The organism is Nodularia chucula CCY0103 (assembly GCF_963923915.1).
GTDB classification, from domain to species: Bacteria; Cyanobacteriota; Cyanobacteriia; order Cyanobacteriales; family Nostocaceae; genus Nodularia; species Nodularia chucula.
The window spans coordinates 1-13,846 of sequence record NZ_CAWUOL010000072.1 but is presented as its reverse complement, the minus strand read 5'-3'; the positions used below and the strand labels follow the sequence as shown (position 1 = coordinate 13,846).

General features: G+C 42.0%; 7 protein-coding genes and 1 pseudogene. 3 read left to right on the top strand and 5 right to left on the bottom strand.

All coding sequences use genetic code 11. The features are described 5' to 3' along the window. The first annotated feature begins 7 nt into the window (after positions 1–7). Positions 8–1,060: a tRNA dihydrouridine synthase DusB gene (dusB, locus tag ACM0OP_RS17540; RefSeq protein WP_414529706.1), complete on the top strand. Its 1,053-nt coding sequence runs from the start codon at positions 8–10 to the stop codon at positions 1,058–1,060. Here the strand turns inward: dusB and ACM0OP_RS17535 are convergent. The 5 genes and pseudogenes from ACM0OP_RS17535 to ACM0OP_RS17515 form a co-directional block, all read right to left on the bottom strand. Further along, positions 1,057–1,515 carry a hypothetical protein gene (locus tag ACM0OP_RS17535; protein ID WP_414529705.1) on the bottom strand — a complete coding sequence of 153 codons (459 nt, stop codon included), beginning with the start codon at positions 1,513–1,515 and terminating at the stop codon, positions 1,057–1,059. The genes dusB and ACM0OP_RS17535 overlap by 4 nt on opposite strands. Further along, positions 1,515–1,818 (bottom strand): annotated as a pseudogene (locus ACM0OP_RS17530) (IS1/IS1595 family N-terminal zinc-binding domain-containing protein); the annotation flags it as partial. The pseudogene ACM0OP_RS17530 and the gene ACM0OP_RS17535, both read right to left, overlap by 1 nt. Positions 1,819–1,862: 44 nt before the next feature. Further along, on the bottom strand, positions 1,863–4,985 hold the full coding sequence (locus ACM0OP_RS17525; RefSeq protein WP_414529704.1) for a plasmid replication protein, CyRepA1 family: 3,123 nt from the start codon (positions 4,983–4,985) through the stop codon (positions 1,863–1,865). Between the two features lie 296 nt (positions 4,986–5,281). Next, positions 5,282–6,799 (bottom strand): thioredoxin-like domain-containing protein, encoded by a 1,518-nt coding sequence (locus ACM0OP_RS17520; protein WP_414529703.1) that lies wholly within the window; start codon positions 6,797–6,799, stop codon positions 5,282–5,284. A 48-nt stretch (positions 6,800–6,847) separates the two neighbouring features. Beyond that, positions 6,848–8,368 carry a hypothetical protein gene (locus ACM0OP_RS17515; protein WP_414529702.1) on the bottom strand — a complete coding sequence of 507 codons (1,521 nt, stop codon included), beginning with the start codon at positions 8,366–8,368 and terminating at the stop codon, positions 6,848–6,850. A gap of 527 nt (positions 8,369–8,895) precedes the next feature. Between ACM0OP_RS17515 and psaA the strand changes: the two genes are divergently transcribed. Together psaA and psaB are read left to right on the top strand one after the other, a co-directional pair. Beyond that, the gene (gene psaA, locus ACM0OP_RS17510) at positions 8,896–11,154 is read left to right on the top strand and encodes a photosystem I core protein PsaA (RefSeq protein ID WP_414529701.1); all 2,259 of its coding nucleotides are present in this window, start codon (positions 8,896–8,898) and stop codon (positions 11,152–11,154) included. A 131-nt stretch (positions 11,155–11,285) separates the two neighbouring features. Further along, the gene (gene psaB, locus ACM0OP_RS17505) at positions 11,286–13,517 is read left to right on the top strand and encodes a photosystem I core protein PsaB (protein ID WP_414529700.1); all 2,232 of its coding nucleotides are present in this window, start codon (positions 11,286–11,288) and stop codon (positions 13,515–13,517) included. Positions 13,518–13,846: the final 329 nt, after the last annotated feature.

Below are 13,846 nucleotides of genomic sequence, written 5' to 3'. Positions count from 1 at the left end.
AAATCTTATGGTTATACTATCTCCTACTTTAAAAGCTAAACTTTCTCAACCCCTGAAAATCGGTTCCCTGGAAGTTAAAAGCCGAGTCCTTCAGTCCCCTTTATCCGGGGTGACAGATATGGTGTTTCGTCGTCTGGTGCGTCGCTATGCGCCCGATTCCATGTTGTATACAGAAATGGTCAATGCTACGGGGTTACACTATGTCAAAGAATTACCCAAAATTATGGAGGTAGACCCCCAAGAAAGACCAATCAGCATTCAATTATTTGATTGTCGCCCGGATTTTTTAGCAGAAGCAGCCATAAAAGCAGTTGCCGAAGGTGCTGATACTGTTGATATTAATATGGGTTGTCCGGTAAATAAAATTACTAAAAACGGTGGCGGTTCATCTTTATTGCGTCAACCAGAAATAGCAGAAGCAATTGTCAGGGAAGTGGTGAAAGCTGTTAATGTCCCCGTTACTGTCAAAACCCGCATAGGTTGGAATGATCAGGAAATTACAATTCTGGATTTTGCCAAGCGCATGGAATATGCTGGGGCGCAAATGATTACAGTGCATGGACGCACCCGCGCTCAAGGCTACAATGGTAATGCCCGATGGGAATGGATTACTCGTGTAAAAGAAGTGCTTTCTATTCCGGTAATTGGAAATGGGGATATTTTCTCAGTGGAAGCGGCTGTAAAATGTTTAGAACAAACTGGCGCTGATGGGGTGATGTGTTCTCGTGGTACTTTGGGTTATCCCTTTTTGGTGGGAGAAATTGATCACTTCTTAAAAACCGGGGAAATGTTATTACCACCTAGTCCTATTCAGCGCTTGGAATGTGCCAAAGATCATTTGCAAGCATTATGGGAATATAAAGGCGATCGCGGAGTCCGTCAAGCCCGTAAACACATGACTTGGTACGCCAAAGGTTTTGTCGGTGCGGCTGAATTACGAGGAAATTTAAGTTTAATTGAAACAGTTCAGCAAGGTTTAGATTTAATTGACCGGGGCATTGAACAATTAAATCATAGTTATGAGCCAATGGAGGAAGCAACAAATTTTCAAGTTGTTTAATCTAAATCGACCCCATTTATTAAGCATAAACCAGATTTAACTCCCTCTCCTTCTGCACATAAAAATATTATGGAGCAGTTTGTAGGTGCTAACAGGGGGTCTTGTTCCACATAATCTAAATGAAAATGTTCATTTTTGTGACTATTTTCATGAAAGTAGTTTAATAATGACATACCCAGCTTGTCAAAAGCTGATTGAGAGCCTTCAAATACAAGATGTTTATTATCAATAAAAATCTTAAGTAAATCAAATTTTTCTACATATTGGCTTTGAGATAATCTCACTAAAAGACCCTCAAGGTTTTCAGAATAAAAATCTGATTTTTTTTGCGCTGCCTGAAGTTTAAAGTTTTCCTTAATTTTAAAAAAAAGCCTTCCCAGTTTAATTAGACCTTGTGACGAATCAGATATCTCTATTTCTGGTCTATCCCAGTTACCATCCCACAAAATGTACATATAAATGTTTCTAATTCATCAATTTGGTAATTTCTGGTATTTCATCATATTCTGGTGTATGTGGCAAGGTGTTACCTACCTCTTTTACCCAGTTTATGACTGTCGTATGATGTACGTTTTTAACCCGTTCTATTGCTTGAAAACCATATCCATTGACATACATTTCTAAACATTCACATTTTATTTCTTCTTAGTAACTCTTCGATTTATAGAATCAATAAACTGACGACCACATTTAACACATATATGATTTTGTTTACCATTTTTGCGAATATGAGTTGATGCACATTTTGGATATTTCATAGCGAGCGCACTAATTCATATTTCTATTCTGCAACGCCTCCCATTTAATTATTGACGGCGACGTATTTATTTTTCCCAGATTCAACCTGAAATTTTGAAGAATTATTAGCCGTTTTACGCTCAAAATTATTTATACCCGCCAACATTAATTCATCTCGTTGATGCCAAATTGTAAATATTTTTTCCCTGCCATCATATAATGTCTCTGAGTCTATTTGATATGTGTCATCAACTCGCTTTAGTTTCAAACCTAATAAGTTTAACAGTCGGCTAAATATTTTTATCGCTGAAATACTTTCTTTCCCCCTCACCAAATCAATACCTAGCACTCTTTTAATATGTTTACTATGCTGAGTAGCAACATCTTTTAGTAGGACTAAATCAGGGTGATGTTCTGTAAATTTTCTTTCTGGTTCTAGAAGTTGTAGCATTCCTAACGCCCGCATAGCTTCAACCTTACAGGTATAAGTTTTTAAATCTGGCAAGAAAACTTTACCATCACCCCACAATAATTGTTGATACCACTCTTGCTGATCTCTGACATGAAAATACTCACTTTCATGTGTAAGATAATAGTGAATTAATAATTGAAAATAGTATCCTTTATCCTCTCGCAACTTTAATTCAGAAGTAACCGGAATACCATACCTTTGTCTGAGGGTATATTTATCAATTTGGTGACGTTCAGCTTCTGATAGAGAATGTTTATTTAATAGTTGATCATATTTTACATAATTGATGTCTCTCGCATTAGCTACAGCATTCGCGGCTAATAATTGATGTTGGTGCTTAATTTCTCTAATTTGACATTTAATATCTTTAGCTTTCTGACGTTTTTCTGCCCAGTCTCTTTGTACTTTAACAATTTCTACAACTAATCTTTTCCGGTTTTCTACATCATCAGAATCAGTAGCTAAAAATGCTAGGCGTAAATCTCTGATAATATTATTGTGAGCAGCATTACTCCTTAACCACATTTGATGTCCATCTGCTATTAAACCATCTTGCATTGATTGCCGATACAGACGAATAGAAGCATTTACCCTTGCAGATAATTTTGCCCAAGTCCGCAAATGCACCGGGTCATAAACTAATGGCAAATCTACATCTATTTTATGTAAAGGACTCAGCAAAGCTAAGTTTTCTTTTTGATTTTCTTGATACCAGTCAGACAGTAAGCGATAATTTGTACTACCACTGCCAATTAAACCTATTCCCCGTTTAGCACACCACACTATTCGTGGTATATCATCTCTGACTCGTGCTAATGCTTGTCGTGCTTCCGAGTCAGGAATCACCCCTTGGAATATCCCATAAACTCGGTCAAAATGTTGGACATCAATACTAATTCCTGTCCCCAAGCTAGGAGTTACAAAAACGGCATCATATTCCGGAATTTTTTGATTAATATCTCCAACAAAATCAACTGCTGCGTGACCAGGTGTACTGGTTGTGTGACTACTAATTACTAATGATTTAGGAAATTGCTGTCGTAATTTTGCTAACCGTTCTTTGAGGTAGCCTTCAATGGTTTCACAGCTATAACGCCCAGAACGACTATCAGTAGTAACGTAACATTTACGCCCTGCTATTAAATCTAATTCTAATTGATGTATCAACGGGGTGGGGTTAGGAGAATCATAAAAAGTCACCTTCCACCCTGTCTGGGGTTTCCATTTATTTACTAGCAGCCAAGGGGTTAATTTGATTCCTGATAATCTTTGTAAATATTCTAAAGATACATCTGATAAATCAGCATCTTGGGCAACTACTAAACCTCCTGTTGTTAACACTGTAGAAATTAGCTGTTGAAATAATTTTAAAATTTTCACTCGTTTATGTTTACAAGTGCTACTATTTAATAAATGCCATAAAGATTGTTCTACTTCATCCAGAATTAATATCGCTCCTTGCCAATCTTGGGGGTTAAGTTTCCACAAAGAATCAACACATAAACCAAAAGAATTAGTGATTTCCAATGTGTCGCTGATGACAGGTAAAACCTGATCTGCTTGCATTAAATATTCACTATGATTTAATCCCCATTGAATACCAATTTTTTTACACAAAAACCGACCTAATTGAATCCTATGGGTAATTAATAATACAGGTCTATTTAAAGTTTTAGCTTGATTAACCAGGCCTTGCAGTGCTGTGGTTTTTCCTGTACCTTTGGCTGATTTGACTCCTACTAATCCCGCCGTGGGATAACAAATGTCTTCTAAGTAAGGACAGTTAACTGTGAGTGTAGCCGGAATAGTTAATTGACTATGGGGTTGACTTTGGGCTAAATGAATTTCTAAATCATTACTTTGGCGATAAACTTTCTCGAAAGCACTTACACCTTTAGCAACAATTAATTCATCAACACCTTTTTCTATTCCGGGAAGTTGGATAACTTTGACAGGGCATTTTTTTGATTGAAATAAACAACCTAATTGGGAAATGGCGTTATTGATAGCAGCAATTTTTCTGGGTTGAGTTTCAAAATCAAAGCAAATATAAAAGGTACGTTTTTTGATAGCAAAGGCTGCTAAGTCAGGAATCAGTTGACGAGTGGTGACTTTACCAGATATATCTTTGACGACCCGATAACCACTGGTAATTCCCGGAATGGCGATCGCAGCGTATCCTTGTGTTAATAATGCTGCTGCTTTCTTCACACCCTCGCAGATAATTATAGGTATACTCTGCTGCATTACCCATTGCCAAAAGCCCTCAGCCTCTCCATCCTGATTGATCTTGATACTCGTGGGTATAGCTAAATTATACCGTTGAGACACTTGCTGCCAAATCTTCATTGTCACCCGCAGGCAAAATACCCTTGTAGGTGTGCTGGGTGGATGTTCGTACTTAATCGATTTTCCCTTATTACTGATTCTGGGTTGGTTAGGTTTAAAACATCCCCATTCCATTGATTGCCAATTATTCAAAGGATCTAAGCCAGAACACCACCAACCCCCTGCTGTGACATGATTGTAGCGCTGTAACCAACTATTTTTTACCCTACCAGTGTTAGTCCGGGGAAGATCCTCAGAAATTAATAGATACTCATAAGCTGATACGTCGGATAAAGATTTAAAATTTAGTTGCGCTAAGTGTAAATCTATACTACTACTCTTAACTAATTCCTCAAGGTGTTGGGTGTGTAAATAGTGTAGATGCATGGGGCGACCCTTGAATGGAAAAGAATGGATTTAAAATCTACCATGTATTTGTTGATTTTTTATGTAAAAGATTGTCAGATTTTCATGATGCTTTTTTTACTTCGTTTTAGTAAATACATCGGTAAGTAATCAAGTGGATGATTCTGTGAGAGTGCATTGCTGAAGTAATAAGCTTGTATTGTGATATTTACTAGTTATTGGTAGGAATTTTTCAGTATATTTTCTATAATGATGACTTTTTAAACGCAGAGGGGCGCGGAGGTTAGCGCAAAGGTACGCGGAGGTTTTTTGTTCTTCTACCCCATCGGTGGAATACACATATCTGGCGCACACAAATCAGGAAACTCTAAAGTTGTCACTTCAAAGGTATTCAAATCTACTCGACGGATAGCGTGGTTATTGGTATCACTAATATATAGATAGTTTTCCATCATACTCAGTCCCGAAGGTTCACAGAAGCGTGTATTTTGACCTTGACCGTCTTTTAAACCCGCAGAACCATCTCCTAAAATTGTTTGACAATTGCCTGTACTGGGGCTGACTAATTTAATTTTGTGGTTGTAAGTATCTGCTACCCACAGATAATTCTGGGCATATTCCACTCCCAAACAATGCTGCAAGCGGACATTCTCGCTTGCTCCATCAACATCACCAAAACCAAATAAATCTCCACTACCACAAATGGTTCTGACTTGTTGGGGTTCTTTGAGTCTCACGCCACGAATGGAACTGACTTCACTATCAGCAATATATAATTCTTCTCCATCGGTAGTGATTCCACTGGGTTGGGCAAAGGCTGACTCTGTAAGCACACCATCCATACAAGCTTCTGCACCAGTACCAGCATAGGTTGTCACAATACCGCTTTCTAAGTTCATTTGCCAAATTTGATGGGAACCAGCCATGACAATAAACAAGGTTTGTCCCCATTGCACCAGATCCCAAGGGGAATTTAAGGACGTTTCTAATCCCGCACCCCCATGAGGACGCATATTGTAGCTTTGTTCACCAGTTCCGGCGATGATTTTGACTCTTTGACTTTTGAGGTCAACTTGTCGGAGGCTATGATTTTCTGTATCAGCAACATACAGAATTTGATTTTCTTGGTCAAATGCCATTCCTTGGGGTGCGAAAAACTGCGCTTCGTTAAATCCACCATCGGTTAAGCCAGATTTTCCTGTCCCAATTATCTGTAGAATTTCTCCTTCGTAGCTACTCATCACCACACGATGATGTCCAGAATCAGCGATAAATAAGCCGGCGGGAGTGGCGAGAACTTTACCGGGAAAAGCTAATGGTGTAGTTAATGGTTGACGCTGTTTTTCTAAAGTGAGGCTGATTTCCTGAAAGTTAATTGTACCTTTTGCTTGGTGTTGATTAATTAACTGCTGAATTAACTCGTCTAAAGTATCACGCTTACCTTCACCCGAAAGATAACCTACGACGTAACCTGCTGGATCAATAATCATGAAGGTAGGCCAAGCACGCACTGCATATTCTTCCCAAACCCGAAAATCACGGTCAACTAAAACTGGATGTTCGATGTCGTAGCGCAGGATGGCTTGGCGAATATTCTCAATTTCTTTTTCGTTGTCAAATTTGGCCGAGTGTACGCCGATGACAGTTAAACTATCTGGATATTTTTGTTCTAAGTATTTCAAATCTGGGAGAATATGCAGACAATTAATACAGCAGTATGTCCAAAAGTCTAAAATTACGACTCTACCCCTGAGTTCTTTAAGAGATAAGGGTTGAGCAGTATTAAGCCAAGTATAATTTTGTGGTAATTCTGGCGCTCGAACACGGGGAGTCATTGACTGTGCTTTGGTATGGGTAATGCTGTATAAATTTGGCAATGGTGATCATGATTGATCAAAACTGGTAATTTTATATTCTCCAGCTTTTTCCTCTGGTTCTGGTGTGGGTGTAGTTTCTGGAACTACTGGAGACTCAATGGCAGATGGTTGATCATTTGGTAACTTTCGAGGCTGGAAATATTTTTGTAATCTTTTTAATCCCTGTTTTTCAGCATTGGGAGTAATTTTTGTGGGTAATGGTGTTGATTCACCTGTTACCTCTGGTTGTTCTTCCGGTGCTGGCGACTCACTAGACTTTGGTGTTTCCGGTGCTTCAATTTCAGGTGCAGGAATCACTTCAGGTTGCGTTTTTGATGCAGGGGACTGAATAATTCCTGGTAACGGTGCGGTTGTGGGGACTGGCGAACGTTTGAAAAATCCCTCAGACTTTGGTGTTTCTCGTTTACTTACTTTTTCCGGTGCTTCAATTTCAGGTGTAGGTTTTACAACTTCTGGTTCTATTACCGGTGTTTCTGGAAGTTGAGTTTTAGGTATGGGCTGTGGTGACGGTGTTTTTTCAATGCTGGGAGTAAGTACAGGTTCAGCCACTGGTTTTTTAGCAGTGTAATTTGGATCTACAATGCTACCCGCTTCATCTGCTGACAATTCTCCTCTGACAATTCGGGAAAGTGTGTCTTTACCCTTGGGCTGATAATTAATCACTCTGGCTGTGGTATTGAAGGCATTTTTCAGAGGATTTCCCTGATTATCGAGAAATTCTAGTTTTACCCAATTGTTACCGGGTTTAAAGCCTTTCAGGTAAATTGGTTGCCAGCGATCCAAAATGAAGCTTTCACCATTAATGGTGCAACGGATGCGCCAATCGCTGATGGTATCGTTGGGGTTATCCTCAGCTAGAAGGTGCAGAGGAGCGTTAGTTAGGTAAAAGTCTAATAGAATGGGTTCTGCTCCATAACTACCTTTGGGTCGGCTGTAGGTTAAAACTGGCAGATGAGGATCGGGATTATTATCGTCAGTTTTGGTGAAAATATGAAATGTTGTCTGGGCGTAAGCACCTTCATTTTTAAAGCTTTCGTGCCAAGGACGAGATGCAAAGACGCGCAGGGTATGTGTACCTGGAGAGAGTTCTGGTAGAATTAAAGGCTGATTAACGTCATAAACGGCTATATAAGGTTGATTATCCAAAATTACCTGTAAATGAGGCCCTAATTCCAATTCTGGATCTTTAAATATCGGTATGTCCTTGACCTGAAAGCTGACTGTAACTTTATCGTCTTGGAGAATTTGATCGGGTTGGGGAGAGAGAATTTTTACCTGTGGGCGATAATTGTCCAATGAGAGGCGTAGTTGCTGGATGACCTCTGGTGGAGAAACTTCAGAAAATTGCTGAGAAATCTGAGAAATTTTGGGCGGGTTATTTCTCTGGCTAATAGATATTTCTTGGTTACCTGCTTTTTCACCGCAACTGGTTAAGGTCAATACCAGCACTAATGTGATCAGCCACTTAAAAATATTAAATTTCAGAGAAAATATCTGGTGGAACACCCCTTGCTGCCAAGATTTCATGCATTTTATCCTATTGATAGTGGTCAGTAACTGAACTCAGTTATTTTGGCTTAAACTGGGCATCGGATACCATATCCCAAAAGATGAGATTTTTTTCTAGCGTTCGTCAATTAACATTTTCTTTTAAGTTTCTGAAGTATCTTAAAAATAATTAATAATTTTTTAGCTTATTCCGGTAGCGATCGCAACATAAAAAAAATTTCCGGAATATAACGCTGCAATATCAACGCTTCTGGGCTGAACCATAAGTTTTACGAATTGTTATTGTTTGTAAATTAAATCAAGAAAGTCTTGACTTTTCGCGCAAAAGTTTGAAATTAAAAGGCTGATTAGGCAATTATTTCAGCTAATTTGAATTATTGTTAAAATGTGTTTAACAATGCACTGGTAATGACTCTATAATTCAACACAGAAACAAACTTCCACATAGAGTCTTCATCACTGCTCCAGGAAAGTCTGTAGTTTGCGACTAGGTTAAACTTTGTGGTAATTATGATTCCTCATTCCTTACCAAGAGAGGAGGTCGAATGACGATTAGTCCTCCGGAGCGAGAGGAGAAGAAGGCCAGAGTGATTGTTGATAAAGATCCGGTTCCTACCTCATTTGAAAAATGGGCAAAGCCAGGACACTTCGACAGATCCTTAGCCAAAGGTCCCAAAACCACCACCTGGATTTGGAACCTTCACGCCCTCGCCCATGACTTTGATACACATACAAGCGATTTAGAAGACATTTCTCGCAAAATCTTCGCGGCACACTTCGGACATTTATCCGTAGTAGCGATTTGGTTAAGCGGGATGTTATTCCACGGCGCTAAATTCTCGAATTACGAAGCTTGGTTGAGCGACCCGCTCAACGTGCGTCCCAGCGCTCAAGTAGTTTGGCCCATTGTGGGACAAGACATTTTAAATGGTGATGTCGGTGGTGGATTCCACGGTATTCAGATCACCTCTGGCTTGTTCCAAGTATGGCGTGGCTGGGGCATCACAAGCTCATTCCAGCTTTACGTAACCGCTATTGGCGGTTTGGTACTAGCAGGATTGTTCCTATTTGCTGGTTGGTTCCATTACCACAAGCGCGCTCCCAAACTGGAATGGTTCCAGAACGTGGAGTCAATGCTGAATCATCACTTGGCAGTATTGCTAGGTTGTGGTTCCTTGGGATGGACTGGACACCTAATCCATGTGTCAGCACCAATCAACAAACTCATGGATGCAGGTGTAGCGGCTAAAGATATACCTTTGCCCCACGAGTTCATCCTGAACAAAGACTTGTTGACAGATTTATATCCCAGCTTTGCTAGTGGGTTAACACCATTCTTCACCTTGAACTGGGGTCAGTACGCTGACTTCCTGACCTTCAAGGGCGGTTTAAACCCCGTAACAGGCGGCTTGTGGATGACTGATATTGCCCATCACCATTTGGCGATCGCGGTTCTGTTCATCATTGCTGGTCATATGTACCGTACCAACTGGGGTATCGGTCACAGCATTAAAGAAATCCTGGAAAACCATAAAGGTCCCTTCACAGGAGAAGGTCATAAAGGTTTGTATGAAAACCTGACCACATCCTGGCACGCTCAGTTGGCAACTAACCTTGCTTTCTTGGGTTCACTGACCATCATCATTGCTCACCATATGTACGCAATGCCTCCGTATCCTTACTTGGCAACGGACTACGCAACGCAATTGTGTATATTCACCCACCATATGTGGATCGGTGGCTTCTTGATTGTTGGTGGTGCGGCTCACGCAGCCATATTCATGGTGCGGGATTACGATCCCGTTGTGAACCAAAACAACGTGCTAGATCGTGTGATTCGTCACCGGGATGCTATCATTTCCCACCTGAACTGGGTGTGTATTTTCCTTGGCTTCCACAGCTTTGGACTGTACATCCACAACGATACAATGCGTGCCTTGGGTCGTCCCCAAGATATGTTCTCCGACTCAGCAATTCAGTTGCAGCCAGTATTTGCTCAGTGGGTGCAAAACCTGCATACCCTAGCACCTGGTGGTACTGCTCCTAATGCTTTGGAGCCAGTTAGCTATGCTTTTGGCGGCGGTATTTTGGCTGTAGGCGGCAAAGTGGCAATGATGCCTATTACTTTGGGTACAGCAGACTTTTTAGTCCACCATATCCACGCCTTCACCATTCACGTTACCGTCCTGATTCTGCTCAAGGGTGTATTATTCGCCCGTAGTTCTCGTCTGATTCCAGACAAGGCAAACTTAGGCTTCCGCTTCCCTTGCGACGGTCCAGGTCGTGGCGGTACTTGCCAAGTATCTGGTTGGGACCATGTGTTCCTCGGATTATTTTGGATGTACAACTCCCTATCGATTGTGATCTTCCACTTCAGTTGGAAAATGCAATCAGATGTCTGGGGAACAGTAGATGCAGCAGGTAATGTGTCTCACATTACTGGTGGTAACTTTGCCCAAAGTGCCATCACCATTAATGGCTGGTTGCGTGACTTCTTGTGGGCGCAAGCTGCACAAGTAATCAACTCCTACGGCAGTGCTTTATCTGCTTATGGTCTACTATTCTTAGGCGCTCACTTTGTCTGGGCATTCAGCTTAATGTTCCTGTTCAGTGGTCGCGGCTACTGGCAAGAACTAATTGAGTCCATCGTTTGGGCGCATAATAAGCTGAAAGTAGCACCAGCAATTCAGCCTCGCGCTCTGAGCATTATTCAGGGACGAGCTGTAGGTGTAGCTCACTACCTCTTAGGAGGAATAGTGACAACCTGGGCATTCTTCCATGCACACATCCTTTCAGTAGGGTAGCAATTCACTTCAAGAGTCCTGAGTGCTGGGTGCTAGGGGCTGAGTCATCAAAGCTCAAAACTTAGCACTCAAAACTCAGAACTCTAAAAGCTGACACCTGATGGCTAAAAGTCAGAGGATTTATCAAACCTATGGCAACGAAATTTCCAAAATTTAGCCAGGATCTCGCACAGGACCCGACTACCCGTCGGATATGGTATGCGATCGCTACAGGCAACGACTTTGAAAGCCATGATGGCATGACTGAAGAGAATCTTTACCAAAAGATTTTCGCCACTCACTTCGGTCACTTGGCAATCATCTTCCTGTGGGCATCCAGCCTCCTGTTTCACGTAGCCTGGCAAGGTAACTTTGAACAGTGGATTAAAGATCCCCTTCACGTCCGTCCTATCGCCCATGCGATTTGGGACCCCCACTTTGGTAAACCCGCTATTGAAGCATTTACCCAAGCTGGCGCTAGCAACCCTGTAAACATTGCTTACTCTGGTGTTTACCACTGGTGGTACACCATCGGGATGCGGACAAACAGCGAACTGTACACCGGTTCCGTGTTCCTCCTGTTGTTGGCAGCATTATTCTTATTTGCTGGTTGGTTGCACTTGCAACCCAAGTTCCGTCCTAGCCTCTCTTGGTTCAAGAGTGCTGAACCCCGTTTGAACCACCACTTAGCTGGTTTGTTCGGTGTTAGTTCTTTGGCTTGGGCTGGTCACTTGATTCACGTTGCTATCCCTGAATCTCGCGGACAGCACGTTGGTTGGGATAACTTCCTCACCACACTGCCCCACCCAGCAGGTTTGACACCTTTCTTCACAGGTAACTGGGGCGTTTACGCTCAGAACCCTGATACTGCCGGCCATATTTTTAGTACGTCTGAAGGTTCAGGTACAGCTATTCTGACTTTCTTGGGTGGCTTCCATCCTCAGACAGAATCTTTGTGGCTGACCGATATGGCTCACCACCACTTGGCGATCGCAGTTATTTTCATTGTTGCTGGTCATATGTACCGAACTAACTTCGGTATTGGTCACAGCATCAAAGAAATGCTCAACTCCAAATCCGGTTTAGTCCCTGGTAGCAAGAGTGAAGGTCAATTCAACCTGCCTCACCAAGGTCTATACGACACCATTAACAACTCACTGCACTTCCAGCTGTCCTTAGCTTTGGCAGCACTAGGAACCATCACCTCCTTGGTAGCGCAGCACATGTACTCCCTGCCTCCTTATGCATTCATTGCTAAGGACTACACAACACAGGCAGCGCTGTACACCCACCACCAGTATATTGCTGGCTTCTTGATGGTTGGTGCTTTTGCCCACGCCGCCATCTTCTGGGTACGTGACTACGACCCCGAACAAAATAAAGGCAACGTACTTGACCGTGTGCTACAGCACAAAGAAGCGATTATCTCTCACCTCAGCTGGGTATCGCTATTCTTAGGCTTCCACACCCTCGGTTTGTATGTACACAACGACGTAGTAGTAGCTTTTGGTACTCCTGAAAAGCAAATCTTGATTGAGCCTGTGTTCGCACAATTCATTCAAGCTGCTCACGGTAAGGTACTTTACGGTTTAGACACCTTGCTGTCTAACCCCGACAGCGTAGCCTACACAGCGTATCCTAACTACGGCAACGTTTGGTTAGGTGGCTGGTTGGATGCCATCAACTCTGGCACCAACTCCTTGTTCTTAACAATTGGCCCTGGCGACTTCCTGGTACACCATGCATTCGCTTTGGCTATTCACACCACCACCTTGGTACTTGTTAAAGGTGCTTTGGACGCTCGTGGTTCCAAGTTGATGCCCGATAAAAAGGACTTCGGCTATGCGTTCCCTTGCGACGGTCCAGGCCGTGGCGGTACTTGCGACATCTCCGCCTGGGACTCCTTCTACCTAGCGATGTTCTGGATGTTGAACACCATTGGTTGGGTAACCTTCTACTGGCACTGGAAACATCTAGGTATTTGGCAAGGTAACGTTGCTCAGTTCAACGAAAACTCTACTTACCTGATGGGCTGGTTCCGTGACTATCTCTGGGCTAACTCTGCTCAGTTAATTAACGGCTACAACCCCTACGGCGTGAATAACTTGTCTGTTTGGGCTTGGATGTTCCTCTTCGGACACCTTGTTTGGGCAACTGGTTTCATGTTCCTCATCTCCTGGAGAGGATACTGGCAAGAGTTGATTGAGACCCTTGTTTGGGCGCACGAACGTACTCCTCTAGCTAACTTAGTTCGCTGGAAAGACAAGCCCGTTGCACTATCTATCGTTCAAGCTCGTTTGGTAGGTTTAGCCCACTTCACCGTTGGTTATGTTGTTACCTATGCAGCGTTCTTGATTGCCTCCACTGCTGGTAAGTTCGGTTAATTTCCGCTACTAGTTTTGTAGGTGAGTAATAAAAGTCCCCTGCCGCAAGGTGGGGGATTTTTATGTCGGGCTTGCTGAAAAAGTCGTGAAAAAACAACAGAAGAAATAAGTAGGTAATCAGGCAGTAGCAAAGATAAGTTTTTGTTGACTAAAAATGCTCAAAGCATCACTTTTATTAATCAAGGAAGGTAAAAAAGACGTAGTTTTGAAAAATTGACACAAAAATCCCCAAAAAAGCCTTAATAACAGAGTAGAAAGATTCATGACTAAAGAGGCTTAACGGGTGACAACATAGCTAGACAGCTTGTTGAATAAGGGATAGAGCCTGA